Below are 24,770 nucleotides of genomic sequence, written 5' to 3'. Positions count from 1 at the left end.
TGATGTGCTACATCACGACCGTTATATAACGCCCGTGATGCGGGAGTCAAGAGCTGGTCTCCGACTCGGCCATTCATTTTTATCAGGGAGTTAAGTTATGCCTATCTCAGTTCAAGTCACCACCGGTCTTCTCACTCAGGATGGGGAGCGTGAAGTGCTCCCTCTCGTCGCAGACGCGCTGTTGCGCGTGCATGGGTTGACTGGCAACAAATTCATGACGCCGAATGTCGTCGGTCATCTGGTCGTGAGCCCGGAGGCGCGCAGCTATGCTGGTGGCAAACTGCAGTCTCTGGCTGTTATCGAAGTCAAGGTTCCCGCAGTCACTTTCCCGAATGCTGACGTCAAGCAGGCTTTTATCAGCGAGGTCACGGACATCATAGACAGGCTCAAGAAGGGCACACATCCGCAAGAGAGGACGTATGTCAACGTGACTTATGCAGTTGATGGTACCTGGGGTATCGCGGGCAAGGCTTATTCCAATTCAGAGATGGGTGAGGCTGTGCAGCAAGGGTTTTATTGATGCAAATTGTTCAGGAGTAGACACATGCAACAATCAAATTACCTGTTTTTTACAACGCAATGCGAGCAGGCCCTGGATTTTTACACGCAATGTGGTCTGGGAAGTGTGACCGACATGCTGCGTCATGGTGAGGGCGGGATGTCGTTGAGGAACGAGGCCATGCGCGGCAAGATCATGCATGCGAGATTCGAGGGACCGGGTGTGCTTTTTTATGCTTCAGACAACGATGACGCGGAACCTATGCGAGGTTCTGCCCATATCCTGATGATGGATAGCCGTGAGCAGACCGACCAACTGTTTGCACTGATGAGCGAGGGAGCAAACGTGACTACGTCGCTGGCTGTGCAAATCTGGGGAGACTATTTTGGCAAGCTGACCGACCAGTTTGGCGTTCAGTGGATGTTCAACTGTGCTGCCTGAGTGGGGTGTTGTCGAAGTGGATAAACCCTGAGGAGTAATAAAAAACCCCGCAACTTGCGTTGCGGGGTTTTGTGCAGTGCGACTCTGAATGAGTAGCGGTACGGCTATTACATCATGCCGCCCATGCCACCCATACCGCCCATGCCACCCATATCACCGCCGCCCATTGCTGGCTTGTCTTCAGCCAGTTCAGCAACCAGTGCGTCAGTAGTCAGGATCAGGCCAGCAACAGACGCTGCATTTTGCAATGCAGAGCGTGTTACTTTAGCTGGGTCCAGGATACCCATTTCTATCATGTCGCCATATGTGTCATTGGCAGCATTGAAGCCGTAGTTGCCTTTGCCATTCAGGATGGCGTTCACAACAACGCTAGGTTCGCCACCAGCGTTAGCAACGATTTCACGCAGAGGTGCTTCGATTGCTTTCAACACCAGCTTGATACCGGCTTCCTGATCAGCATTGTCGCCTTTGATTGCGCCAGCAGCTTCACGTGCGCGCAGCAGGGCAACGCCACCGCCAGGAACAACACCTTCTTCAACCGCAGCGCGGGTAGCGTGCAGGGCATCTTCAACGCGTGCTTTTTTCTCTTTCATTTCAACTTCAGTTGCAGCACCAACCTTGATGACAGCAACACCGCCTGCCAGTTTGGCAACGCGTTCTTGCAGTTTTTCGCGGTCGTAGTCAGAAGTTGCTTCTTCGATTTGCGCGCGGATTTGTTTAACGCGTGCTTCAATGCCAACAGCCTGGCCAGCGCCGTCGATAACGGTGGTGTTTTCTTTACCGATTTCGATGCGTTTAGCTTGGCCCAGATCAGCCAGAGTTGCTTTTTCCAGTGTCAGGCCAACTTCTTCAGCAATCACTTGACCACCGGTCAGGATGGCGATGTCTTCCAGCATGGCTTTGCGACGGTCGCCGAAGCCTGGAGCCTTGACAGCGGCAGTTTTCAGGATGCCACGGATGTTGTTGACAACCAGGGTTGCCAGCGCTTCGCCATCTACATCTTCAGCGATGATCAGCAGTGGGCGGCCGGATTTTGCAACTTGTTCCAGTACTGGCAGCAGGTCACGGATGTTCGAGATTTTTTTGTCGAACAACAGGATGAACGGGTTTTCCAGGATAACGGCTTGTTTGTCCGGATTGTTGATGAAGTATGGGGACAGATAGCCACGGTCAAACTGCATACCTTCAACGATGTCGAGTTCGTTGTTCAAGGACTTGCCGTCTTCAACAGTGATTACGCCTTCTTTGCCGACTTTGTCCATCGCGTTGGCGATGATTTCACCGATGTCAGCATCAGAGTTGGCAGAAATGGAGCCAACCTGGGCGATTTCTTTGGAAGTGGTTGTTGGCTTGGACAGGGTTTTGATTTCTGCAACCAGAGCAGTCACTGCCTTGTCGATACCGCGTTTCAGGTCAGTCGGGTTGAAACCGGCTGCAACGTATTTGAAGCCTTCGCGAACGATAGCCTGTGCCAGCACAGTTGCTGTCGTAGTACCGTCACCGGCGTTGTCAGAAGTTTTGGACGCCACTTCTTTCACGAGCTGCGCGCCCATGTTTTCCAGTTTGTCTTTCAGTTCGATTTCTTTAGCTACGGATACACCGTCTTTAGTGACTGTAGGTGCGCCGAAAGAGCGTTCCAGAACTACGTTACGGCCTTTAGGGCCCAGGGTTACTTTGACTGCGTTTGCCAGGACATTGACGCCATTGACGATCTTCGCACGTGCGTCATCGCCAAAAATTACTTGTTTAGCTGCCATATTAATTCTCCGAATTCTTTAATTGATATCGTGGATGCGATTACTTCTGTACGATCGCGAAGATGTCTTCTTCACGCATCACCAGAACTTCGTTGCCGTCAACCTTGACAGCTTGACCAGAATATTTACCGAACAAAACGCGGTCGCCAACTTTAACGTCCAGGGCGCGCACAGTGCCATTGTCCAGCAACTTGCCAGGACCAACTGCCAGTACTTCGCCTTGATCTGGCTTTTCAGCAGCAGCGTCAGGCAGAACGATACCGGATGCGGTTTTTGTTTCTTGATCCAGGCGTTTCACGATCAGGCGATCATGCAGAGGACGAAGGTTCATACTAGCTCCTTTAAATTTGCGAGTAATTACTATTGGAATTCAATCAAGCTGGGGAAAGACTTTGTTAGCACTCTCTCCCAACGAGTGCTAAGTATATGGGCGAGGGTAAGGCTTTTCAAGAGCTAAAAATTGGATAAACTAATATTTCTTTAATAATCAATGGCTTGTAAATTAATTTTGCCGATGATTGCAATGATTTTCGTGGCTGTAACCAGTCAGAGTGACAAAAATAAATACAAGTTACCGTCTTGATGAAATTATTTTGGTTGCTGATAGTGCAATTTTTTTGCGTCTTCTTGTATGGATATCCGATCGCTTCCATGGCGATGACAGCGTGTGTAGTGAATGCTCAGAATCAAATCATGGGGGGGCCAGTACCCGCGCAAGCTATGGTGAAGACAATCAGGCAATTGCGGTTGAACTGTGTTTGCCTGCATAAATCCTGGCAGTGCTTCATCTGTGAAGATCTGTTCGAAGAATAATTTGGTTAATTGACCAAATTATTCTTGCACCTTATCAGCTGTCGGGATAATATTGGTTGATCGACCAAATAATGGAAATTTGAATTGACAGTCCTGAATAAAAAGCCCCGACATGAACGCTTCCTCAATTGCTTTGCCTGACAATGTCAGGCGTCCACATGTCGTGCTGCTGACCGGCGCCATCGGTAGCGGCAAATCATGTGCTGCGGCCTGTTTTGCGGCAAAAGGTGTGCCGGTTATTGATGTCGACGTGGTTGCCAGGGCAATCCATCAAGACCCGCAACATCCCGCGATGGCACAGATTGCACAGGAGTTGCCCCAACTGCTTGCTGGTGATGGTCGCCTGCAACGTGGTATCTTGCGCACGGTACTGGTCAATGACGCACCTGCCAATCGCCGTTTGCAGTGTCTGCTGAAACCTCATGTGCTGGCAGCGATGCAGCGGTGGACGACTCAGCAAACCGCAGCCTATGTGATCTGGGAGTCAGCCCTGTTGCCTGATGAAGCTGGCGGCTTCATGTACGATAGCGCTTTGCTGGTGCATGCCGATGCTGAAATTCGCCTGCAACGTGTTCGACGGCGCAATCCCGGCTGGACGGAGACGGAAATCAGGCAGGTTTTCAAAATGCAAGCTACGGCAGATGAGTACAGGAGGCATGCCAATGCCCTGATCATCAACCATGCTGGCTCCACCGAACTGGAACAGGCGGTCTTGCAGCAACACCTTACTTATATGTCGCACTGGAGCACATTATGAAAAAAATCGCATTCTCTGGCACGCTGGACCCGATCACCAATGGTCATTTATGGGTGATACAAGAGGCCCGCGCCCTGGCGGATGAAGTAGTGGTTTTTATTTCTGAAAACCCGGTCAAGAAGCCACAGTTTGATGCGATCGAACGCAAGGATATTATTGAGCGCAGCGTGGCTGAATGCGGCTGGGACAATGTCAGCGTTGTCATCGTCAAGGGCGATTACACAGCCCGTGCGGCCAAGCGCCATGGCATAGAATATCTGGTGCGCGGCATACGCAATACTGCAGACTTCGATTATGAAAACCTGATACAACAAACCAATGTCGATGTGCTGGGTGGCGCCAAGACCATCTTTGTGATGCCGCCGCGTGACCTCGGTTCGGTCAGTTCCAGCTTTGTGCGTGCCTTGCAGGGGCCGGTGGGCTGGCACTGGACAGTCAAAAAATTCATGCCTGTGCCAGCTTATATTGCCTGGATCAAAAGCTGGTTGCGCACCGACTGGGAAAAACTGTGGGCAGGTGAGCCGGCAGTTGACAAGGCCAGGCTGCAGCACTGGTTTGATTACCTGACGGGCGAACAGTCTTACGGCGCCGCCCGCCGTCCCTATCACAATCTTGATCATCTGGTGCATGGCCTCAGTGAGATTGCTGCGTGGGCCAGCAATACCGGTGCTGCCAGCCAGGACGTGGCGACGCTCAAAAAGGCTTTCTGGTTTCATGATGCCGTGTACGGCACCAGCCAGGCTGATCATGCTGCGCTATCCAATGAAGAGCAAAGCGCCAGGCTGTGGCTGAGTGCGGGTCTGGGTACGCAGGATGTACAGGGTGCACAGGACGTTGCCGACCTGATTCGCGTGACCGATCATTTCCAGTGTGCCAGCTTGCATCATCCGTTGAAGGATGCCATGCTCAGCGTTGATCTGGCCATACTGGGTCAGGCTACTGATACCTATGACGCTTATGCCAGGGCTGTGCGCAGTGAATATGGCGAGGTGGATGATGTCGCCTACAGCAATGGCAGGGGCAGGGTGCTCAGTTATTTTGAAGCCCAGGCAGAGGCGGGCAAGCTGTATGCCGATAACTGGTTTTCTGATCTGTACACCAGCCAGGCACTGGAAAATATCAGGCGTGAAAAAGCAAAAATCTGAACATTGCTACGCAGTTTTCAGGCAGGGGGGCAGGCCCTGCCTGCAGGCTGAATAAATGTGATTTTTTGTGAATGAGCAACATTTCTTTTTCAAAACCGCCAAAATAGAGTCTGAAGATAAACGTTCTGCACATGCTGTCGAAATGGCAAGCGCAGGCGGACTTGTCCTATCTGCTGCCCTGGCCGGCGCAGGACAGGACGCGCGGAGGCAAAAGTGTGGATTTATCGTTTGGGCTTGCTGCTTGCGGGCTGGTTTTATCTGGCAGTTTCTTTTGCCGCTCCCGGCATGTCGGTCACGTTTCTCAATCCAGGTAAATCGGACGAGGTCTATTGGGTCACTGCTACCAATTGCATGACGGCTGCAGCACGCAGCCTGGGTGTGCAACTTGATGTCATGTATGCCGAACGTGACCACCTGAAAACCGTTGAATTTGCCAGGCAGATTGCCGCACGGCCCAAGGCTGGACGGCCCGACTATGTGATCCTGTCAAATGACTATGGTGTTGGCGCTGAGGTCTTGCGAATACTGGATGCAGCGCAAATCAAGACTTTCTTTGCCTATAGCGGCATCATCGACAAGGTCGAAAGGCAGATGCTGGGGCAACCACGACAGTCATACAAGGGCTGGCTTGGCGGCCTGGAGCCCAGGGCGGAGGATGCGGGTTACCTGACTGCACGCGCCTTGATACAGCGAGGCATGACAGAAAAACTAGTGGGCAGTGACGGTAAATTGCATATGCTGGCGGTAGCTGGCGACCGGTCTACCACGACGTCGTACAAACGCAATGAAGGTATGCGCCGCGCCGTGGCAGAGGCAAAAAATGTCGTTATAGACCAAGTGATATATGGTGACTGGAAGCGGAGCAAGGCACAGGAGCAAAGCACCTGGCTATACCAGCGTTATCCCGGCACAAGGTTGATCTGGGCTGGCAATGACCTGATGGCTTTTGGCGCCATGGAAAGCTGGCGCACCCGTGGCGGCAAACCTGGTCGCGATGCTTTCTTCAGTGGCATCAATACTTCAAACGAAGCTTTGACCTCGCTGGTGTCGGGCGAGCTGAGCGCTCTGGCTGGCGGTCATTTTGTGGCAGGAGCATTCAGCCTGGTAATGTTGTACGACTATCATCACGGCAAGGATTTTTCCGATGAGGGGCTGGAACTGGAAAGACCGATGTTTATACTCTTCAGTGTTGAAGAAGCACAGCGATTCCAGCAGCTTTTTGGTAATTTGAATTTCACGCAAATTGATTTTAAAAAATTCAGCAAGGCCATCAATCCGGCAATCAAAAAATATGATTTCAGTTTTCGTCAATTGCTGAAGTAAGCACACCGGAATCAGCGGATCGAGAGCTGTAAATAGAAACAAGCAGAGTTGCCTACATGAGCGATACACCTTTACAGCCCATTGCCAGTTTGTTGATACATCGAGTCTTCAAATGGGTGATCCTGTGTGTGGTACTGGTCAGCAGCCTGCAGGCCTGGTTCAATTACCGCGCCATCGAAGATAATTTCGATATGGCGATCAATGATGTGGCGCAGGCACATTTGCCGCTGTTGTCAGTCACGCTCTGGGACATAGAACTGCAAACCATACAAAAGCAGATACGCCTGATATTGAAAAATACGTCGATAGCCTACGTCAACATACGGGCCAGTACTGGTCAGCAATTCAATGGCGGCGATGTCAAGCGTGCAGTGGGTGGCCAGCGCATGGTGTTTGATATACCGGCCCCGGCTGACCCCGGCAGGTCGCTTGGTTCGGTCGAGTTTGTCATTGACAAAAGCGTATTGCGGCGTGAATTGCTGCGCAGTTTTATTGTCGTCCTGGCAGAAACCCTGGTGCTGTCGGTTTTCATTTATGTGGCCGTGGTGGCGATACTGCGGCATTATCTCGAAAAACCCATGCGTCAGCTGGCTGATTTTGTCAAGAATCTGCAAGCCGACCAGTTATCGACCAAGCTGGAACTCAAGCGTCGACCGGCAAATTCTTATAATGAAATTGACCTGGTCGTTGATGGTTTTCGCACCATGCAGGACAGCCTGCAAAAACACATTACCAATCAGGATGCACTGGTGGCAGAGCGCACCAGTCAGCTGGAAGAAGCAATGCGCGCCCTCAAGCAACTGGCGATCACCGATGGTCTGACCGGTTGCTACAACCGCCTGTTGTTCAATGAACGCATGCCAGGTGAAATGCAGAGGGCGATTCGTTATCAGCGACATTTATCGGTATTGTTTTGCGATATCGATAATTTCAAGTCTGTCAATGACCTATATGGACATGCTATAGGCGACAAGGTATTGATCGCCTTTGCCCAAAGCCTGAAAAATGCCTTGCGCAGCGAGGTTGACTGGGTAGTGCGTTATGGTGGAGAGGAGTTCATCCTGATCCTGCCGGAAACGGCCTTTACCGCTGCCGTTGAAGTGGCAGAGCGTATCCGGCAGCAGGTCGAGCAGCATTTGTCCGTCAGCCTGGCTGAGGGGCAGGTACTGCATGTCACGGCGAGCTTTGGGGTGGCAGAACTGAGGGCGGCAGACAGCATGGAAAGCCTGGTCCAGCGGGCAGATCAATGGTTGTATTTTGCCAAGTCGCATGGCCGTAACCAGGTGCAACCCAATGCGGCCTCAAGTGCTGCCCTTGATTTGCATCAGAGCGCTTCTGGCTTTGTTGACCAGGGTGGCTGACAAGCGCGCCAGGCGCGGCGTCTGCACCTTCCAGTGATGCCAGTACAGGGCTACGTCAACTGCATATGCCGGCATCAGCCTGACCAGCGGGTTTTGTTCTTCCAGTGTCGCCAGCATGAGCTCGGGTATTACGCCCCAGCCCAGTCCCAGCAGGATGGCGCGGTTATAGGGCGTGGTGGCCGGTACATAGTGGGTCGAATAGGCCTGCTCTGTCAGGCCGAAATGTTCCAGCAATATCTGTGACTGCAACTTGTCCTTGCGGTTGAAGGTCAGCACGGGGGCCAGTCTTGCCGCTTCGCGTGTCATGCCCTGCGGGAACCAGCGGTCGCAATAGGCCTGGCTGGCTACCAGTTGATACCGCATGACGCCCAGGGACACTGCCTGGCAGCCACGCATGGCTTGCGGTTCGGCAGAGATGCAGCCCAGCACCATGCCGCTTTCCAGCAGGTCATGGGTATGATCCTGATCATCAATCGCCACATCGAGCAGGATGTTTTCTGCGATCAGAAAGTCAGACAGGGCTGGCAGCAGCCAGCTGTCCAGGCTGTCGGCATTGACTGCCAGTGCGATGCGTATGGCGGCGCTTTGCTGACCAGAGAATTCACTCTGCAAATCCTGCTCAAGCTCGGCAACCCGACGCAGATGCTGCACCAGCTTTTGCCCGGCACTGGTAGCGCGGCAAGGGCGGCTGCGTACCAGGAGGGTGGTGCCAAGTTCCATTTCCAGTGCCTTGATGCGCTGTGAAACGGCAGAACTGGTCAGTGTCAATGCCTGCGCAGCCAGCTCCAGGCTGCCGCAGTCGATGACGCTGAGAAAGGCTTCACACTGGCGGCTGTCTAGTCGTGATTGCATTTTTCTATGGTTATATCTTGAATCCGTGGTGTTCTCAGTGCAGACCTCTAAACACGGCGCTGCAAAGGAATTCAGGTGCGTTTATTAAATTAAGAAATTTTAATGAATTCGGAAATATTTTAAATTCACTTCATATTAAACCTTTTCTTGCCCAAAATCCCTGCATCAACAAACAGGAGGCGGATGATGTTGGCTTTTATACTCAAGGGCATGGGCATGAGCGCGGGTTTGATCATGGCAATCGGTTCGCAGAATGCGCATGTCTTGCGCATGGGATTGCGCAGGCAACATGTGGCGCTGACGGTGATGATCTGTGTCGTCTGCGAAATGCTGCTGATACTGGCCGGGGTGGCAGGCGTGGGTGGCATCATTCAAAGCCAGCCCTTCTTGCTCTCCATGGCGCGTTGGGGTGGGGCGGCATTCCTGATCTGGTATGGCGTGCGGTCCTTGCGCGCTGCCGCCAGCCAGCAAAGCCTGGTGGCAGAAACCGGGGGCGCGGGCCTGACGGCGGGCAAGGCGGCTTTGGCTGTGCTGGGCGTGACCTTGCTTAACCCCCACGTCTATCTGGATACGGTGGTCCTGCTGGGGGCGATAGGCGGACAGCAGGCGGGTGATGGCAAGTACTGGTTTGCCATGGGTGCTGGCCTGAATGCGCTGATCTGGTTTGTGGCCCTGGGTTTTGGTGCGCGCCTGCTGGCTCCCTTGTTTGCCAGGCCAAAAGCCTGGCGCATACTTGATAGCCTGATTGGTGTGGTGATGCTGTTGCTTGCTGTGAACTTGCTGTTGGGTTAGTGTTTTGTTAAGTTTCGATGTGTTCATTTGTTGAAAAACCGGATTTGTGATAAGTTCGCTGCATGAAAAAGTCCTGGCGTCTGCTGATTGCTTGCTGCTTACTGGTACTGCTGCCCTTGCAGGGCTTTGCCGTGGCCAGCGGTTTTGGCTGCGCCATGGGCATGTCGGGCAAGCTGGCAGCCATGCAATCTGCCGTTGCTGACAACCCGCATTGCCAGAACATGGATGGCAAAGGCGCTACTGCGGACGCGCTGGTCAAGCAAGGTAAAGTCCACGATCACTGTAAGTCTGCTTCCCCTTGTTGCATGGGCATGGCACTGATGCCTGCAGCGCAATTACCCGTATTCACACCTGTGCACAATGATGTGCAGGTCCTGCCCGTACTGTTACCCGCCTCGGTATCAGCCAGCACGCTTGAACGCCCACCCAGGTATTCCCACACCTGAACAGGCGACGGCATGACGTTTCATGCCACTTGCCATCGTAAATACCAATGATCTTTTTGACCTCCCTATTGAGCGGGGTCACAGGTTTTCACGTGAGGACATCATGTTGCATCTTTCTTATCGATATCTGTTGCCGGCCATGCTGGTACTGACTGGCTGCGCTAGCGCAGATATTGAACAAAGTACACAAAATATCAACCGCGACTATGGCGGTTTTACCCAGGGCCAGCTCAAGCTGGCCGGCCAGGCCGGCCAGCGTGTCGATATGCAGGCCAGGGCCAATGGTTTATTGCATCAGGCTTTATCACAAGACGATGCGGTACAACTGGCCCTGCTCAACAGCCCGGCCCTGCAAGCCTTGCTGGCCAGCCATCAGGCGAACATGGCCAATGCAGCGCAGGGTGGACGCATCAGCAATCCCTTGTTTAACTTCGAGCGCAGCCGCCAGACCGGTGAGCTTGAAATAGGCCGCATGCTGAGCATGGGCTTGCTTGATATCCTGAGCCTGCCACAGCGGCAGAAAATGGCACAACATGATATTGCGCAGGCGCAGACGCAACTGAGCATGGATGTCATAGAACGCGTCAGTCAGGTGCGCATGGCCTGGGTCAAGGCCGTGGCGGCCCGGCAAAGCATGGTGTATGCACAGCAGGTGATGGAGGCTGCTGACGCCAGCGCAGAACTGGCAGGGCGCATGCGCAAGGCGGGCAATTTCAATACGCTGCAGGAAGCGCGCCAGCAGGCGTTTCATGCAGATGCCGTAGCCCAGTTCAATCTGGCCAGTCATACCAGCCTGGCTACACGTGAAGAGCTGGTGCGCCTGCTGGGGCTCAATGATGAACAGGAAAAAAAACTGACGCTGCCAGAACGCCTGCCGGATTTGCCAGCTGCGCCGCGCCCGGCGCAGGATGTGGCTACGCTGGCGACAAAAAACCGTCTCGACATACGTCTGGCGCAGCAAGAGTTTGATGCCGCTGCCGCTCGCCAGGGCCTGAACCTGGTCAGCAGCTTTACCGATATCGAGCTTGGCGTCAGGCGTAATACCATTTTTGATGATGCTGGCAAGGCTGAAATCAAACGCGGTGTGGAAGTCAGCATCAGATTGCCGGTATTCGATTGGGGCGATGCCAGGCGCACCGCCATGAATGCCAGCACCCTGGCAGCCAGCTACCGATTGCAGGAGACTGTCAACAATGCCGGCTCACACCTGCGTGTCAGCTACTCGGCCTACAGGACCATGTATGACATCGCCAGACAATACCGTGATGAGGTCGTGCCGTTGCGCAAGCGTATCTCGGCAGAGAATCAGCTACGTTACAACGGCATGTTCATCAGCGTGTTTGAACTGCTGGCGGACACGCGTGAACAAATCAACAGCGTAATGGCCGCCATCAATGCCGAACAACAATTCTGGCTGACTGATGCTGCCTTGCAGGCCGAACTGGTCGGCAAACCATCTGTGACCACTGTGACAGGCGTCAAATCATCTGCCACACCGGAAGCTGCGCATTGAATGCGGCTTGATGTCGCTACAAGACCAAGAGGATTACCATGAACAACAGAAGAAATTTTTTCAAGATGGCTGGCATCGCTGGCGGAGCACTTGCGGCTGCCAGTGTCAGTAAAGTCGCTTTGGCTGGTTTGCCGGAAGAAGTCACGCAAGTCAGCCCGGACACCATGCCACCATTACAACCAAAGAATGGCCGTCCGTATAACCCGGTTGTCACCCTCAACGGCTGGACCCTGCCATGGCGCATGAATAATGGCGTCAAGGAATTCCATCTGGTGGCCGAACCCGTTGTGCGTGAAATGGCTCCCGGCATGAAGGCTCACCTGTGGGGTTATAACGGCCAAAGCCCTGGCCCAACCATAGAAGTGGTGGAAGGCGACAGGGTGCGCATTTTTGTCACTAACCGCCTGCCAGAACATACCAGCATGCACTGGCATGGACAACGCCTGCCCAATGGCATGGATGGTGTGTCAGGTCTGACGCAGCCATCGATACAGCCGGGCAAGACCTTTGTCTATGAATTTGTGGCACGTCGCCCCGGCACTTTCATGTATCACCCGCATGCCGATGAAATGACGCAGATGGCCATGGGCATGATGGGATCATGGGTTACACATCCCAAAAATAAACATCCGCAGATAGATGAAGTGGACAGGGATTTTATTTTCCTGCTCAGTGCTTATGACATAGAGCCCGGTGCATTCAAGCCTAACATCATGACCATGACGGAATTTAATCTGTGGACATGGAACAGCCGTGTTTTCCCCGGCATTGATACCCTGAATGTACGCAAGAACGACAGGGTCAGGATACGTGTGGGCAATCTGACGATGACCAATCACCCCATCCATATTCATGGTCATGAATTCACCGTGACCGGCACGGATGGCGGCCCCATGCCGAGGACTGCTCGCTGGCCCGAGGTGACCACGGACATCGCCGTAGGCCAGATGCGTCAGGTGGAGTTTGTGGCGGATGAAGAGGGGGACTGGTCCTTCCATTGTCACAAGAGTCATCACACCATGAATGCCATGGGACACACTGTGCCAACGATGATAGGGGTGGACCACAAGGACGTGGCAGACAAGATCAGCAAGCTCGTTCCTTCCTACATGACCATGGGTGACAAGGGCATGGCTGATATGGGGGCGATGGAAATGCCCCTGCCTGACAACACCCTGCCCATGATGACGGGCGAGGGGCCGTTTGGCGGGCTGGAAATGGGCGGCATGTTCAGCGTCGTCAAAGTGCGCAAGGACCAAAAGCCGGGTGACTATAAAGACCCGGGCTGGTTCCGTCACCCCAAGGGAACTGTCGCGTATGAATATGATGGCCCCGTGGCTGATGCACCACGTCAGCCTGCTGATCCACACGCAGGGGTGAGACAGGGCACACATGCCGCACCAGAGGTAGAAGTGCAGGTACGCAAGCCACAAGGTCATGGCGGACATTAAAAGAGTATGGCCGCAGGCAATGGAAATCTCCAAAGTCAATGCACAAAAGGCGGAGCATTGTGCCTCGCCTTTTGTGTTTGCTTGATCGCTTGGTTGATAGTCTCAACAGAGATTTCAGTTGATCGTGATAGGTACGCTGGCAGTTGCCTTTCTTCCCAGATTGTCAGTCACGGTAATAAGCATGGTGTAGCTGCCTTTTACAGGGCTGGCCCAGCTGGTTGCAATGCTCAGCCCACTCATTGAAAACCCCAGGCCAAGAGGCGCACCCGTGATAGAGATGGAAATCGAGGTCGCACCTGGTGCGTTGATAGTGATGCTGCCCGTGAGCGCCTTGCCTGCAGTCCCTGTCATTGCGGGGGCGTTGATGCTCAAGCCTGATGCTACAACGCTGATGCTGATGACCGCCTGACCGCTCAAGCCCGTCTTGCTGTCTTTGGCAAGTACTGTGACAGCATAATTTCCTGCAACAGGACTAGCCCAGCTGATCATGCCAGAGCTGCTGATAGTCAGTCCGGCTGGCGCGCCAGTCAGTGTATAGGTGACGGGATTCGATGACTTGACAGCTACTGTGTATGACAGCGCAGTGCCAACCGTCCCATTGACCGTCGCCGCAGTCACGACAGGGGCCGGTTGCTGAGCAATTACAACGGTATATACGGCTTTGCCCGTCAAACCTGTCTTGCTGTCCGTTGCATTGACTGTGACTGAATATGTGCCAAGAACAGGGGAGGCCCAGCTTACAGTTCCTGTAGCGCTTATCGTCATTCCAGTTGGCGCACCTGTCAGGCTATATGTCATTGCGTTGGCAGATGTTGCTGTTACGTTGAAAGTCAATGCTGTTGCCGCCACGCCATTGATCGTTGCCGCAGTAACGACTGGAGGTGTTGCAGCAGCAATCACAACGGTAAAGACAGCTTTGCTGCTCAATCCGGTTTTTGTGTCGAGTGCAGTCGCCGTTACTGAGTAAGTTCCTGCAATTGGAGTTGGCCAGGATACAGCACCCGCAGAAGTAGCCGTCATGCCGCTTGGTGCGCCAGTGATGCTATAGGTCAGCGGATTGGTGGAAGTTGCCGTTATATTGAAGGTAAGTGCCGTACCTGCTTTTCCATTGATGGTGGTGGCAGAAATCGCTGGTGGCACAGGAGCCGAAATAACGATCGTATAAGTGCCTTTACCGCTCAGCCCCGTTTTTGCATCCAGCGCAGTAACGACCACCGTGTATGTACCTGCTACAGGCGTGGCCCAGCTGACAATGCCGCTGCTGTTGATGCTCATGCCAGCCGGGTTGCCACTCAAGGTATAGGTGAGTGGATTATCTGCGGTTGCCGATACGGTAAAACTCAATGCAGTCCCAACTTGCCCACTGATGCCTGCCGATGTCACGGTTGGTGCTGTCGCAATGACTGTGCCACCTAATGTGCTTAATAAACTGGTGACATTGGGTGTACCAAGACCGGTCAGTTGGTCATGTCCGGTTTTTGCAACGCAGCTTGCGCAAGTGCCATTGCTACCTTTGGCGATGTCGGCAAAACTGCTGGCATAACTGCCAGGCGTTGTCGCAATTTTGTTATACAGGACCGCATGCGGTGCACCCAAAACAGATTTTCCTGCCTGAGCCAAAGTCGCATTGGCGATGGCAATCACCCCGGCCCATTGTGGCGTGGACAAGCTGGTGCCACCTGCACTGACCCAGTTTACAACGCTACTTCCCGGCGTCATGACGGCGACATATTGCCCGGTGTTTGGGTCAGCATTCATTGATACGTCAGCCACGGTTCTGCGCACAGGCGTGCCCACACCCGGCACGGTATTGTTCTGATAGCTTGGTGTCGCCGTGTATGCGCTAACGCCACCTCCGGTATTTGACCAGGCTACCTCCGTGCGAGTTGTCCCCGAGTAGGTGAGACTGGTGCCACCAACTGCAACGACATTGGGAGAAACTGCCGGCCACTCGACAGCTGGACCGTTATCACCAGTTGCAGCCAGATAAGTCATTTTGGCGGTAGTGAATGTACTTTCCAATCCAGCTGTCCAGCTACCTTCGTTTGAACCAAAACTCATGGAGACTACGCCAGGTCCCATTGCATTGGCCAGCTTGATTCCTCCTACCATGTTATTCATGGAAGAGTCCGCAGCTTCAATCAAAATGATACGGGCCAATGGTGCGGTGGCATGCGCCCATTGCACGTCAAGCGCGATTTCCGTAGCCCAGCCAGAATCGAATGCTGGCGTGCTACTGGTCATGCCACCTGCACTGGTGCTGTAGACGACAGAAAACTCACACGTGCTGCCTGATGCAGCTGGTAAAGGTAAAGCTGTACTTGCAGGTATGCTCTTTACCGTGCATGCTGGCAGACCAAATTTTTGATTAAAAGCATTCAGCTCTGCAACAATATTGGGATCGTGATTTGCGTTAACAATATAAATCGTCTGACCTGCACCAAGCTGTGCAGTCTGGCTTGCTGTCAGGCCACTGGTACTTGCCGGAAGCGCAGGGAGACTGTATGCAGCACGGATTTGCGCAGGTGTGTAGGTTGAAACGACAGAGGTACCAGCCATAGGTTGAGCATTCTCACCGGCTGGTGGTGGTGCAAGCTGTGGTCGTGGCAAGGAACGTATTGCTCCTACTGTCAAACCACGTCCGCGCACGCCTTGCAGTTCTCTCGGTATGGCCAGAGCCGCCGCTGGCAGGCGAGCTGATCTGCTACTGTCGATGCTGTCTGTATCTGCTGGGGCATCAAGCAAGACAGGTGCCAGATGAAAGGTTGGAATGACAGCTTGCGCAGCGATATCAGGTGGTAATACAGGTAGTGTGGCCTCCAGGGTTGTGATGCCTGTTGCTGTCGGCGCCGGCGGCAAGGCTGTGCTTGACTGGCTGAGTTGGGTATTGTCACCACCACATGCCGCAAGCATTGTTGCAGTAGTGAAAGAAATCATCCAGGCAAAAAGCCGGTGTGATGTGGACTTGGTTTTTGTTTTGATGATCACGAAAGCACTCCAATGTATGTAGAGGGCTGTGATTCTGTAGTTCATATTTTTGCTGAAATCAAAAAGACAATTCAGCATGAACCAGCAACCCCGCTACCATGGCGCGTCAGCGCTACAGGCCGGTGGCTTTGCGTCCCCGTTTTTCAACGGGTTTGCCCTCAAAAATTTTTTTATCGAAAACTGCAATCACAGGTTAGTGGGAAATTTTTGTATTGAAAAGGGCTGAAATGTCAGGGATTGTGGAATCGATGGCACTTAAATATTGAATGATTTCAGAGTGATAATGGAATGAGATTTTCTGTCTGAAAATACTTTTCAAGGATGCATGTAAAAAGAAGAAGAGTTTAAATTTGTAAAACAATTTCACATAAATGCGTTGCTGTGTCAGCATCGCGGCTTCTTTTTTTAGCGCTTGATTTTGATATGTTTGAAAGCCATTAAAAAAGATCACGCACATTCAATTATCCGGGCTATTCATGAATAAATTATTTGCTTTCCGTTGCAGTGCCTTATTGTTTTTCCTGATGACTTCTGGCGTCAGTGCCCATGCTGAAAAAGTCAGTCTTGACGATTGTAATCTCTTGCTGGCCAAACCGGTTCGCGCAGATCTTCAGGCCTTGTTGAACAAAAACCGCAGACTGGCGGCAGAGGGTAATGCAGATGCAAAAAAACTGCTGGCGGCAGAAGCAAGTAATCGCCTGGCCTGCTTTGAAGAAAAGCTGACAGAAAATTCCGGCTGGGCAGTCACGATGACTTCGACAGATGGCAGCAGCGAAACATTATCGACACCAGGCATACCAAATATCAAGAAGAATCCTGAGGCATTTGCGGCATTGAAAGATGCGGTGAAATACACCCATGACGCCGGTGCTGGTGATCCCGCCTATCGCGACATGTCGGCGCAAATCGTGTTGCGTTACCTGAGTACACTTCCTGAATCGCTGGAGACTGCTTACGAAGATATCGCCGGCGCCAATCACCTTGAATGTGTACTCAAGCGCAAGTTTGGCAAGCGTGACACGAAATTTGTCTGCGCATCCCAGCGCAGCAGCCTGGCGCAACTGAGCGTGAAACTGCCTGCCGATCGCCGTGCAGCGCTGGATGCCAGGGCGCAGCAATGGGCTGAAAATCTTTCTGCCAAATAGTTGTTTCCTTGTGTTTTTGCTAAAGTAGTATTGAGGCTTACCGACCCAAAAAATGAAGTGTGTGTTGACGTACAGACAGTGGAATAAATCAGCGGCAGGCTTGTCAGATGTAAAAAAAGAGGGCTCAGTCAACAGATTGCAGGTTAAAACGTTAAGAGACAATGGACGCACCCATAGCGCTTAGCGAAAACTGCCAGAGTAGAAGTTATGCTTTATATATTTTTAACTTGACTTCAACTTAGCTTCAATTCAGACAGTTAAAAAAAGGAGTAAAAAATGAAAATCGCCACAGTTAAAACAATCCTGCTGACAGCTGGTAGTTGCCTGAGCTTGCTTTTGGCCGGGCAAACACAGGCGCAGAATGTTGGCGTATCCGTACAATTCGGGCAACCTGGTTTTTACGGGCAAGTCAATATAGGCGAGTTTCCGCAGCCGCAAGTGATTTACCGTGAACCTCGCATCGTTGAAAGGGTGCGCGTTGTCCAGGAGCCGCTTTATCTGGTTGTGCCGCCCGGCCACAGAAACAAGTGGGAAAAACACTGCTACCGCTACGATGCCTGCGGCCGTCCCGTCTATTTCGTGCAAGAGAACTGGTATAACACCCAGGTCGTCCCGCGCTATCGTGATGGACGTTATCGCGAAGATCATGATTATCGACGCGACGGCTATGAACGCTCAAATGGCGAACGTCATGGCCATGGTCACGGTCATGGCAAGGATGATTGATTTACATTAAGAGGTTGTTGCGAAATTACGATGGCTAGGCTAACGCGCTATGGAAGCACCCCTTGCAAGGGGTGCCCGTTACGTCGGCAGACAATATATTGTCTGAAACCCCGACTACACCGTCGCCGACGCAGGCAGTACTTTAGTACCGGGTTTTACGTTCGGGAGGCGCAACAACGCCAGGTTAATTTTGCAACAGCCTCTAAGAAATTCGTGTCATGCAAAGGGGGAGGCTCTGCGCGCCCTTTTGCTATAGGAATTTTTCTCGCCAGGCAGGTATGGCCTTGCTCCAGAAAGTAGCGATGTCGTCAACACTGTCATCCATCTTCAGACCAAGAAACCTGGCTGCCGGTAGCAGAGCTTCATGCAGGATGTCGACTCCATCGCGGTCAAAAGCCAGAGCCCCGGTTTGCTTGGACAGTTTTTCGCCATGGGCATTGGTGACGACAGGCACATGCAGATAGGTTGGTGTTGGCAATCCCAACAGCTTTTGCAGGTATATTTGCCGTGCAGTGGAGTCGATCAGATCGGCGCCGCGCACCACGTCGGTGATGCCCTGGGCGGCATCGTCGACGACGACAGCCAGTTGATAGGCCCAAAAACCATCAGCGCGCTTCAATACAAAATCCCCCACTTCCTGCGCCAGGTTCTGGCTTAGTTTTCCGCACAAGCGATCAGTGAATGCAATGACCTGATCCGGTACTTGCAAGCGCCAGGCGCGTGCGACCTTGCCGGGGGCGATGCCTTGACGGCAGGTACCGGGGTAAACCTGGCTGGCGGCTTCACCCATGCGCAGACGCGAATCAGCGATTTCCTTGCGCGAACAGGCGCAGGGATAGACATTATTCCCAAGTTTCTGCAAAGCGGTCTCATACAGGGCCTGGCGCTGGCTTTGCCAGGTGACTTCGCCGTCCCATTGCATGCCGCAGCGCTCCAAGGATTGCAGGATGTGCTGGTCGGCGCCTTTGACATTGCGGTCAAAATCAAGATCTTCCATGCGCAATAACCAGATGCCGTCATGTGCTTTGGCATCGAGGTAACTGGCCATGGCAGCGACCAGCGAACCCATGTGCAGCGGGCCGGTTGGAGAGGGCGCGAAACGTCCGGTATAAATTTGATGTTTTGTTTTATGCCTTGTCATGCCTGACATTCTTCAGTTATCACTCAGTTACCCAGCAGCATGCGCTGTACAACAGGATCATTCAGTTTTTGCAAAAACCAGTGCAGTGCCTTGCCCTTGTTGGCGCTGCGCCAGACCACGCGATTATCACCCGAAGGGCGGCTGGCGACAGTCTGTTTTTCTATCAGGGCGCCGCTGCGCAAATGTGGCAGGGCCATGCGGCGCGGCAAATGGCCGCAACCCAGGCCGGCCAGTTGTGCTGCCAGCTTGGCTTGCATGGTCGGGACGGTCAGGGTGTCCTGGCCTATCAACAGCCCGGCAGTCATCGATGGCAGGGTCAGGCCGGTGTCGCCAATGGCGATGGCCCTGTGTACCTGCAGGACTTCCGGGTTCAGGGGTTCGGTGACCTTGGCCAGAGGATGTTGTGGCGCTACGGCAAACACCCAGTCCACATTGCCAAGCAGGCGGGTCTGGAATTCACCGCGCATGCGTATGGCGTCTGGCCCGTCAAAGGCTGCCCCTATGGCCAGGTCGGCACGACCCTGGACCATGCTTTCCCACACGCCGGACAATATCTCCTGGGTGATGCGTATGCGGGTGCCACAGCCCTGTAACTCAAATTCCTTGATCAGGGGGATCAGGTCATCAAACTGTATGATGCCGTCGAGTACGATGCGCAGATCGGCTTCCCAACCGGTGGCAGCACGTTTCACCCGGTTTTCCAGCTCTTGGGCGGCATTGAGCAGGTTGCGGCCCTGTGCCAGCAATTCTTCACCGGCGATAGTCAGTTTGGCCCTGTGACCGCGCCTGTCGTAGAGCAGCACATCAAGGTCTTCTTCCAGCTTGCGTATGCTGTAGGTGATGGCTGACGGCACTTTGTCGAGCGCCGCTGCCGCTGCCGCAAAGCTGCCCTTGCGGTCTATGGCGTCAAGGATTTGCAGTGCTTCCAGAGTCAGGTTCACGATTGTTCAATTAATTTGAATGAGTTGTCGGAAATTTTACCCTTATCCCAATCTTTTTGCTCATATATAGTACGTACATCGACTGACCATGTAGGTCAGGAAATTTGAAGGAATAAAAATGATTGCTATCAGACCATCACAAGAACGCGGCTATGCCGAGCACGGCTGGCTGAAGTCTTATCACAGCTTTTCTTTTGCAGAATATTATGATCCAGAGCATATGGGCTTTGGTCCGCTGCGTGTCATCAATGATGACTGGATTGCGCCTGCCATGGGTTTTGGCACCCACCCTCACCAGAACATGGAAATCATCACCTATGTCCTGGAAGGGGCGATTGCGCACAAAGACAGCATGGGTAATGGCAGCACCATACGTCCGGGCAATGTGCAGTACATGAGTGCCGGCACTGGTGTGCGCCATTCCGAGTTCAATCCGGCCAATACCGAGCACACGCGTTTGCTGCAAATCTGGATACAGCCGGATCAATTGGGTGGCGAGCCCCTGTACGGTGAAAAAGAGTTCAGCCGTGAAGAAAAACAGGGGCGCCTGCGCCTGGTGGTATCGGGTGATGGCGCTGAATCATCGATACGGATACGTCAGGATGCACGTCTCTATGTCGGCCTGTTTGATGCAGGCCAGCGGGCAGAAATGACCCTGGATAAAAATCGCCTGAGCTATGTACATATAGCCCGTGGTGAGCTGACTGTAAATGGTCAGTCCCTGAAAGAGGGGGACGCCCTGATGCTGGCGGCAGAAGAAAAACTGGTGCTGGAGCAGGGCAATCAGGCAGAAGTGCTGGTATTTGATCTGCCACATTGATCTACTGTTTTGATTGAAGACTGGCATCAGCCAGTCTTCAGAATGAAATTTAATCTTCCAAACCTGGAGTAATGACATGACTAAAGTTGCTATCGTTTACCATTCCGGCTACGGCCACACGACCAAGGCTGCCGAAGCCGTACAGACCGGTGTTGGCATGGGCGGCGCAGAAGTTGAGATGATCAAGATTGATGCAGAAGGCAATATTACTGACGCACAATGGGCCAGCCTGGCAGCAGCCGATGCCATCGTCTTTGGTTCGCCAACCTATATGGGTACAGTATCCTGGCAGTTCAAGAAATTTGCCGATGCCTCATCCAAGCCCTGGTACAGCCAGGTCTGGAAAGACAAGATTGCCGCAGGCTTTACCAATTCTGCATCGATGAACGGCGATAAACTGTCGACCCTGCATTATCTGTTCACCCTGTCACAACAGCATTCCATGATCTGGGTAGGCACGGGCCTGATGCCTGCAAATAGCAAGGCAGCGCAACGCAATGATATTAACTATGTCGCCAGTTTCGCTGGTTTGATGACGCAATCACCTTCTGATTCCACTCCGGAAGAAGGTCCTTTGCCAGGCGACCTGGAAACAGCAAAGCTGTTTGGCAAGCGGATTGCAGAAGTTACTAAGAAGTTTAAGTGAACTGAAACTGAAATAATACAGCCCACCAGGTCACAGATTTGATGGGCTTTTTTTATGTGAGTATGCTTAAAAACATCGATATGCAATCACGATGAATCTGAATTAATTCTTGAAATAGCTCACCAGGAAAGCCTTTGGATTCCAGCTAAAAACACTCTGGAATGACGACTTTGAGTATGTGATTAATTGACCAATACCCTATTGCATAAGCAACTCAAAGAACACGAAAGAACCCGAATTTACTACAGCTTCTCCTTCAAAAACTGCAACAGGCGCGGTGCGAGATATCCAGAATCCGTCCCGGGAATTTTGATGGGCTCAGAAGCCCAATAGTGCCCCGCATTCTTCAATACCACAGAACTCACAGAATATCCCGCCTGCTTCAAGGCATGCATGAATGCAATCGACTGTCCTTGTGGATCAACAAACTTGTCCTTCGCGCCCCAGCTCAACAAAAACTGCGTTTGATTGTTGTCCCGCGTCACATAAGACAGTGGAGACGCTTCAAAATAGATTTTGCGGTTATCAATCAGGCTGCTGCCCAGAAAACCTTGTGCAATATTATTGTCAGGGAAGTAGCGATTTGAATGCTCCCATTTTGAAGTCAAATCATAGCTGCCATAAATACCTATGCAAACCTTGACCCTGGTAGTGGGACTCATGCCATCCGAGAATGGTGGCTGATCGCCAGCCAGTGCCACCAGTGTTGCGAGCTGGGCTCCGGCAGAATCGCCCATCAGGCCCATGTGTTCCGGATCAAGCTGGTAGGTCTCTGCCTGTTGCCGCAAGAATTGCACGGCTGCGCGCACATCATGTACTGCAGTTGGATAAAGATTGTTCTTGTCTTTGACCAGGCGGTAATTAACGGCAAAAACGGCATAACCGTTTTTTGCCAGATACGGCCCCCAATGCTTGTACAGACTGGCATCAGCAAAGCGCCAGTCGCCGCCATGGACAGCGATCACTACCGGATATTTGCCATTTCCCCTGGGTTTGTATAAGTCACCAGTCAGGGTTTCATCACCCACATGCTGATAAATGATGTCGCGCTGGACTTCATATTCTTGTGCTGGCATGGCCGCATGTGCCGAAGCTGTCATCAATAAAACCAGACTGACGCAGGACAAGGCAAGTCTGCTGACATCATTGATCAAGTGACACAATAGAGTGTGCACCTTGAACAGGGCGTGTGAGCGGCATAACCGGAAGAGAATTTCCATTTTGTATTCCATGCAAATTGAGGATATGTACTGGTATATGTGTTGTCTCACAGAACCAGACAGAACAGAACCAGTATGCCGCGTCAGCAAGAGCAGGTGACAGGAATTGTGACCAAGCATGCATCTGCCGTGACGAATTGCATGATGGGGAAATGGCGTACATTAAAAAACCGCCTGAGCAGGCAGGCGGTTTGATACATCAGGCAGGCTTGCGCTGATTTATTTGCATTCACCTTCTGCGACCATGTGTACCAATTCCCAGCCATGGCCATCGATATCGTGGAAGCCATGTCCATACATGAATCCATGGTCTATCGGCTCTTTAGGTACGGTGGCGCCCGCAGCCTTTGCCCTGGCGACGAGGTTGTCTACCTGTTCGCGGCTGTCGCAGGAAAGGCAGTTCAGCACTTCAGTACGTTCACGTGCATCGCTGATGGGTTTGTTGGTAAAGCCGGCGAAGAATTCTTCGACCAGCAGCATGACGAACAGGTTTTCACCGAGTATCATGCAGGCGCCCTTGTCATTGGTAAATTTAGGCTCAAAACTATAACCGAGACTGCTCCAGAATTCTTTGGAACGCGGCAGGTCTTTTACAGACAGGTTTACAAAAATTTGCTTGTGCATGTTGTCTTCCTTTAATTTGTTGTACTGGTAGGGGTGGGGGCAGCGCATTGTGCCGCCTTATTGGCATTGGGCTTAAGGTGTCATCGCACAGCAATTCCAGCCATGGCCATCAATGTCATAGAAACCCTGTGCGTACATGAAACCGTGGTCTTCTGCTTCATCAGGCACGGTGGCGCCTGCGGCCCTGGCTTTGGCGATCAGGCTGTCCACATGTTCACGGTTGTCACAAGAGACGGCATGCAGGACCTCGACACGCTCATGGGCGTCACAGACAGGTTTGTGGGCGAAACTGGCAAACAGCTCCTCAACCAGCAACATGACCAGGATGTTTTCACTGAAGATGATACAGGCGGCCTTGTCACTGGAAAATTTGGGGTCAAAGCTGTAACCAAGGCTGCTCCAGAATTGTTTGGAGCGGGCCAGGTCTTTCACGGGCAGGTTTACAAAGATTTGCTTGTGCATGTTGTCATCCTTTAATGTGCGCTTGGAATTGCCGCCGTCGCAGGCAGGTCCAGCGTGCGTACGGGGCGCACTTCTATGCTGCCATGCTGGGCGGGCGGGATTTTTGAAGCCAGGTGTATGGCTTCATTCAAATCTCGCGCATCGATCAGGTAAAAGCCGGCCAGCAATTCCTTGGTTTCGGCAAAGGGTCCGTCGGTGACCGACAATTGCCCGTTCCTGACCCTGACGGTGGTGGCCGTGTGCACCGGGTGCAGGGGTTCTGCTGCCAGCATGTGACCGCTGTCCATCAGACCCTGGGCATAGGCGGCGCACTTTTCATCGGGGCAGGCATTCCAGTGTTCATTGTCGAGATAAACCAGGCAAAGGTATTTCATGTTGGCTCCAGGCGGACTTGAATGTTGATGTCAATATTGGTCAATATTGGTCAATATTGGTCAATATTAAACCGGAAGAGGTTCACCATTGATGATCCAGGGTGTGCCATATTTGTCGACCAGCATGCCCCAGCTCTTGGCCCAGAATGCACCCTGCATGGGCATGGTGATCTGCCCGCCATCGGCCAGTGCATTGAATATCTTCTGGGCTTCTTCCACCGTGTCATAGTTGAGCGTGAAAGACACACCCTTGATGCCTTCATAGGCTTGCTGTTGTGGGCAGTCGCCAGCGAAAATCAGTCCGCCGCCAGGCAATTCCAGACGGGCATGCAGGATGCGGTGGGCAGATTCTGCCGGTATCATCGCCGCCATGGGCGATTCTGCGCCGCTCATCATGATGGTGATCTTGCCGCCCAGGGTTCTTTCATAAAAACGCATGGCTTCTTTGGTGTTACCGTCAAAAGCCAGGTAAGGGATAGGATGCAGCATGGTATTTCCTTTCGGTTGATTTTATGTAACAGGTTAGTGGCGTT

25 protein-coding genes and 1 riboswitch are annotated in these 24,770 nt (G+C 52.6%); of the genes, 14 read left to right on the top strand and 11 right to left on the bottom strand.

The features are described 5' to 3' along the window. Nucleotides 1–97 precede the first annotated feature (97 nt). Nucleotides 98–520 carry a tautomerase family protein gene (locus LZ463_RS17860; protein WP_241457172.1) on the top strand — a complete coding sequence of 141 codons (423 nt, stop codon included), beginning with the start codon at nucleotides 98–100 and terminating at the stop codon, nucleotides 518–520. 24 nt (nucleotides 521–544) lie between these two features. Further along, the gene (locus tag LZ463_RS17855; protein WP_241457171.1) at nucleotides 545–940 is read left to right on the top strand and encodes a VOC family protein; all 396 of its coding nucleotides are present in this window, start codon (nucleotides 545–547) and stop codon (nucleotides 938–940) included. A 107-nt stretch (nucleotides 941–1,047) separates the two neighbouring features. Here LZ463_RS17855 and groL read toward each other — a convergent pair whose 3' ends face one another. Continuing rightward, nucleotides 1,048–2,697, bottom strand: coding sequence for a chaperonin GroEL (gene groL / locus LZ463_RS17850; protein WP_241457170.1), 1,650 nt, complete (start codon nucleotides 2,695–2,697; stop codon nucleotides 1,048–1,050). A 40-nt stretch (nucleotides 2,698–2,737) separates the two neighbouring features. After that, nucleotides 2,738–3,028, bottom strand: coding sequence for a co-chaperone GroES (gene groES, locus LZ463_RS17845; protein WP_241457169.1), 291 nt, complete (start codon nucleotides 3,026–3,028; stop codon nucleotides 2,738–2,740). A 594-nt stretch (nucleotides 3,029–3,622) separates the two neighbouring features. Between groES and coaE the strand changes: the two genes are divergently transcribed. The 4 genes from coaE (at nucleotide 3,623) to LZ463_RS17825 (ending at nucleotide 8,096) form a co-directional block, all read left to right on the top strand. Next, complete coding sequence (coaE, locus tag LZ463_RS17840) at nucleotides 3,623–4,267, top strand: dephospho-CoA kinase (protein WP_241457168.1); 645 nt, start codon at nucleotides 3,623–3,625, stop codon at nucleotides 4,265–4,267. Beyond that, nucleotides 4,264–5,412: a pantetheine-phosphate adenylyltransferase gene (gene coaD / locus LZ463_RS17835; protein ID WP_241457167.1), complete on the top strand. Its 1,149-nt coding sequence runs from the start codon at nucleotides 4,264–4,266 to the stop codon at nucleotides 5,410–5,412. Before coaE ends, coaD begins: the two co-directional genes overlap by 4 nt. Nucleotides 5,413–5,625: 213 nt before the next feature. Continuing rightward, a complete protein-coding gene (locus LZ463_RS17830) occupies nucleotides 5,626–6,735 on the top strand; it encodes an ABC transporter substrate-binding protein (protein ID WP_241457166.1) in 1,110 nt (369 codons plus the stop codon). A gap of 56 nt (nucleotides 6,736–6,791) precedes the next feature. After that, nucleotides 6,792–8,096, top strand: coding sequence for a sensor domain-containing diguanylate cyclase (locus LZ463_RS17825; RefSeq protein ID WP_241457165.1), 1,305 nt, complete (start codon nucleotides 6,792–6,794; stop codon nucleotides 8,094–8,096). Here LZ463_RS17825 and argP read toward each other — a convergent pair. Then, complete coding sequence (gene argP / locus LZ463_RS17820) at nucleotides 8,037–8,948, bottom strand: HTH-type transcriptional regulator ArgP (RefSeq protein WP_241457164.1); 912 nt, start codon at nucleotides 8,946–8,948, stop codon at nucleotides 8,037–8,039. The genes LZ463_RS17825 and argP overlap by 60 nt on opposite strands. Before the next feature lie 183 nt (nucleotides 8,949–9,131). Here argP and LZ463_RS17815 point away from each other — a divergent pair, with 183 nt between their 5' ends. The 4 genes from LZ463_RS17815 to LZ463_RS17800 all read left to right on the top strand — a co-directional run bounded on the left by LZ463_RS17815 (nucleotide 9,132) and on the right by LZ463_RS17800 (nucleotide 13,150). After that, complete coding sequence (locus tag LZ463_RS17815) at nucleotides 9,132–9,740, top strand: LysE/ArgO family amino acid transporter (RefSeq protein ID WP_241457163.1); 609 nt, start codon at nucleotides 9,132–9,134, stop codon at nucleotides 9,738–9,740. Between the two features lie 62 nt (nucleotides 9,741–9,802). Beyond that, the gene (locus tag LZ463_RS17810; protein ID WP_241457162.1) at nucleotides 9,803–10,186 is read left to right on the top strand and encodes a hypothetical protein; all 384 of its coding nucleotides are present in this window, start codon (nucleotides 9,803–9,805) and stop codon (nucleotides 10,184–10,186) included. 103 nt (nucleotides 10,187–10,289) lie between these two features. Then, nucleotides 10,290–11,699, top strand: coding sequence for a TolC family protein (locus LZ463_RS17805; protein WP_241457161.1), 1,410 nt, complete (start codon nucleotides 10,290–10,292; stop codon nucleotides 11,697–11,699). 38 nt (nucleotides 11,700–11,737) lie between these two features. Beyond that, nucleotides 11,738–13,150, top strand: a complete 1,413-nt coding sequence (locus LZ463_RS17800; protein ID WP_241457160.1) for a multicopper oxidase family protein — start codon at nucleotides 11,738–11,740, stop codon at nucleotides 13,148–13,150. Between the two features lie 114 nt (nucleotides 13,151–13,264). Here LZ463_RS17800 and LZ463_RS17795 read toward each other — a convergent pair whose 3' ends face one another. Beyond that, nucleotides 13,265–16,138, bottom strand: coding sequence for a putative Ig domain-containing protein (locus LZ463_RS17795; protein ID WP_241457159.1), 2,874 nt, complete (start codon nucleotides 16,136–16,138; stop codon nucleotides 13,265–13,267). 80 nt (nucleotides 16,139–16,218) lie between these two features. Continuing rightward, a riboswitch (cyclic di-GMP riboswitch) is annotated at nucleotides 16,219–16,305 on the bottom strand. Between the two features lie 309 nt (nucleotides 16,306–16,614). On the opposite strand from LZ463_RS17795, the gene LZ463_RS17790 reads away from it, so the two are divergent. Both LZ463_RS17790 and LZ463_RS17785 read left to right on the top strand, forming a co-directional pair. Beyond that, nucleotides 16,615–17,283: a hypothetical protein gene (locus LZ463_RS17790; RefSeq protein ID WP_241457158.1), complete on the top strand. Its 669-nt coding sequence runs from the start codon at nucleotides 16,615–16,617 to the stop codon at nucleotides 17,281–17,283. 276 nt (nucleotides 17,284–17,559) lie between these two features. Then, nucleotides 17,560–18,009 (top strand): hypothetical protein, encoded by a 450-nt coding sequence (locus LZ463_RS17785; protein ID WP_241457157.1) that lies wholly within the window; start codon nucleotides 17,560–17,562, stop codon nucleotides 18,007–18,009. Nucleotides 18,010–18,259: 250 nt separating this feature from the next. Here the strand turns inward: LZ463_RS17785 and gluQRS are convergent, their stop codons facing one another. Together gluQRS and LZ463_RS17775 are read right to left on the bottom strand one after the other, a co-directional pair. Further along, nucleotides 18,260–19,150, bottom strand: coding sequence for a tRNA glutamyl-Q(34) synthetase GluQRS (gene gluQRS / locus LZ463_RS17780; RefSeq protein WP_241457156.1), 891 nt, complete (start codon nucleotides 19,148–19,150; stop codon nucleotides 18,260–18,262). Between the two features lie 23 nt (nucleotides 19,151–19,173). Then, the gene (locus LZ463_RS17775; RefSeq protein WP_241457155.1) at nucleotides 19,174–20,091 is read right to left on the bottom strand and encodes a LysR family transcriptional regulator; all 918 of its coding nucleotides are present in this window, start codon (nucleotides 20,089–20,091) and stop codon (nucleotides 19,174–19,176) included. Between the two features lie 118 nt (nucleotides 20,092–20,209). Between LZ463_RS17775 and LZ463_RS17770 the strand changes: the two genes are divergently transcribed. Further along, nucleotides 20,210–20,911: a pirin family protein gene (locus LZ463_RS17770; protein ID WP_241457154.1), complete on the top strand. Its 702-nt coding sequence runs from the start codon at nucleotides 20,210–20,212 to the stop codon at nucleotides 20,909–20,911. 76 nt (nucleotides 20,912–20,987) lie between these two features. Further along, on the top strand, nucleotides 20,988–21,557 hold the full coding sequence (locus LZ463_RS17765) for a flavodoxin family protein (RefSeq protein WP_241457153.1): 570 nt from the start codon (nucleotides 20,988–20,990) through the stop codon (nucleotides 21,555–21,557). Nucleotides 21,558–21,799: 242 nt separating this feature from the next. On the opposite strand, the gene LZ463_RS17760 is transcribed toward LZ463_RS17765, so the two are convergent. The 5 genes from LZ463_RS17760 to LZ463_RS17740 form a co-directional block, all read right to left on the bottom strand. After that, nucleotides 21,800–22,777 (bottom strand): alpha/beta hydrolase, encoded by a 978-nt coding sequence (locus tag LZ463_RS17760; RefSeq protein WP_241457152.1) that lies wholly within the window; start codon nucleotides 22,775–22,777, stop codon nucleotides 21,800–21,802. A gap of 219 nt (nucleotides 22,778–22,996) precedes the next feature. Next, nucleotides 22,997–23,401: a VOC family protein gene (locus tag LZ463_RS17755; protein WP_241457151.1), complete on the bottom strand. Its 405-nt coding sequence runs from the start codon at nucleotides 23,399–23,401 to the stop codon at nucleotides 22,997–22,999. A 72-nt stretch (nucleotides 23,402–23,473) separates the two neighbouring features. Then, a complete protein-coding gene (locus tag LZ463_RS17750) occupies nucleotides 23,474–23,863 on the bottom strand; it encodes a VOC family protein (RefSeq protein ID WP_241457150.1) in 390 nt (129 codons plus the stop codon). A gap of 11 nt (nucleotides 23,864–23,874) precedes the next feature. Next, the gene (locus LZ463_RS17745; RefSeq protein ID WP_241457149.1) at nucleotides 23,875–24,237 is read right to left on the bottom strand and encodes a YciI family protein; all 363 of its coding nucleotides are present in this window, start codon (nucleotides 24,235–24,237) and stop codon (nucleotides 23,875–23,877) included. Nucleotides 24,238–24,303: 66 nt separating this feature from the next. After that, nucleotides 24,304–24,726 (bottom strand): VOC family protein, encoded by a 423-nt coding sequence (locus tag LZ463_RS17740; RefSeq protein WP_241457148.1) that lies wholly within the window; start codon nucleotides 24,724–24,726, stop codon nucleotides 24,304–24,306. Nucleotides 24,727–24,770: the final 44 nt, after the last annotated feature.

The organism is Undibacterium paludis, assembly GCF_022568815.1.
Classification (GTDB): Bacteria; Pseudomonadota; Gammaproteobacteria; order Burkholderiales; family Burkholderiaceae_D; genus Undibacterium.
Note: the sequence above shows the minus strand (reverse complement) of the source record. Positions and strands in the feature narration are given on the sequence as shown.

What these genes read in the sequence shown, in the direction of transcription:
- LZ463_RS17860 (WP_241457172.1), top strand. Translation starts at nt 98, where the DNA reads ATGCCTATCTCAGTTCAAGTCACCACCGGTCTTCTCACTCAGGATGGG.
- LZ463_RS17855 (WP_241457171.1), top strand. Translation starts at nt 545, where the DNA reads ATGCAACAATCAAATTACCTGTTTTTTACAACGCAATGCGAGCAGGCC.
- groL (WP_241457170.1), bottom strand. Translation starts at nt 2,697, where the DNA reads ATGGCAGCTAAACAAGTAATTTTTGGCGATGACGCACGTGCGAAGATC.
- groES (WP_241457169.1), bottom strand. Translation starts at nt 3,028, where the DNA reads ATGAACCTTCGTCCTCTGCATGATCGCCTGATCGTGAAACGCCTGGAT.
- coaE (WP_241457168.1), top strand. Translation starts at nt 3,623, where the DNA reads ATGAACGCTTCCTCAATTGCTTTGCCTGACAATGTCAGGCGTCCACAT.
- coaD (WP_241457167.1), top strand. Translation starts at nt 4,264, where the DNA reads ATGAAAAAAATCGCATTCTCTGGCACGCTGGACCCGATCACCAATGGT.
- LZ463_RS17825 (WP_241457165.1), top strand. Translation starts at nt 6,792, where the DNA reads ATGAGCGATACACCTTTACAGCCCATTGCCAGTTTGTTGATACATCGA.
- argP (WP_241457164.1), bottom strand. Translation starts at nt 8,948, where the DNA reads ATGCAATCACGACTAGACAGCCGCCAGTGTGAAGCCTTTCTCAGCGTC.
- LZ463_RS17815 (WP_241457163.1), top strand. Translation starts at nt 9,132, where the DNA reads ATGATGTTGGCTTTTATACTCAAGGGCATGGGCATGAGCGCGGGTTTG.
- LZ463_RS17810 (WP_241457162.1), top strand. Translation starts at nt 9,803, where the DNA reads ATGAAAAAGTCCTGGCGTCTGCTGATTGCTTGCTGCTTACTGGTACTG.
- LZ463_RS17805 (WP_241457161.1), top strand. Translation starts at nt 10,290, where the DNA reads ATGTTGCATCTTTCTTATCGATATCTGTTGCCGGCCATGCTGGTACTG.
- LZ463_RS17800 (WP_241457160.1), top strand. Translation starts at nt 11,738, where the DNA reads ATGAACAACAGAAGAAATTTTTTCAAGATGGCTGGCATCGCTGGCGGA.
- LZ463_RS17790 (WP_241457158.1), top strand. Translation starts at nt 16,615, where the DNA reads ATGAATAAATTATTTGCTTTCCGTTGCAGTGCCTTATTGTTTTTCCTG.
- LZ463_RS17785 (WP_241457157.1), top strand. Translation starts at nt 17,560, where the DNA reads ATGAAAATCGCCACAGTTAAAACAATCCTGCTGACAGCTGGTAGTTGC.
- gluQRS (WP_241457156.1), bottom strand. Translation starts at nt 19,150, where the DNA reads ATGACAAGGCATAAAACAAAACATCAAATTTATACCGGACGTTTCGCG.
- LZ463_RS17770 (WP_241457154.1), top strand. Translation starts at nt 20,210, where the DNA reads ATGATTGCTATCAGACCATCACAAGAACGCGGCTATGCCGAGCACGGC.
- LZ463_RS17765 (WP_241457153.1), top strand. Translation starts at nt 20,988, where the DNA reads ATGACTAAAGTTGCTATCGTTTACCATTCCGGCTACGGCCACACGACC.
- LZ463_RS17760 (WP_241457152.1), bottom strand. Translation starts at nt 22,777, where the DNA reads ATGGAAATTCTCTTCCGGTTATGCCGCTCACACGCCCTGTTCAAGGTG.
- LZ463_RS17755 (WP_241457151.1), bottom strand. Translation starts at nt 23,401, where the DNA reads ATGCACAAGCAAATTTTTGTAAACCTGTCTGTAAAAGACCTGCCGCGT.
- LZ463_RS17750 (WP_241457150.1), bottom strand. Translation starts at nt 23,863, where the DNA reads ATGCACAAGCAAATCTTTGTAAACCTGCCCGTGAAAGACCTGGCCCGC.
- LZ463_RS17745 (WP_241457149.1), bottom strand. Translation starts at nt 24,237, where the DNA reads ATGAAATACCTTTGCCTGGTTTATCTCGACAATGAACACTGGAATGCC.
- LZ463_RS17740 (WP_241457148.1), bottom strand. Translation starts at nt 24,726, where the DNA reads ATGCTGCATCCTATCCCTTACCTGGCTTTTGACGGTAACACCAAAGAA.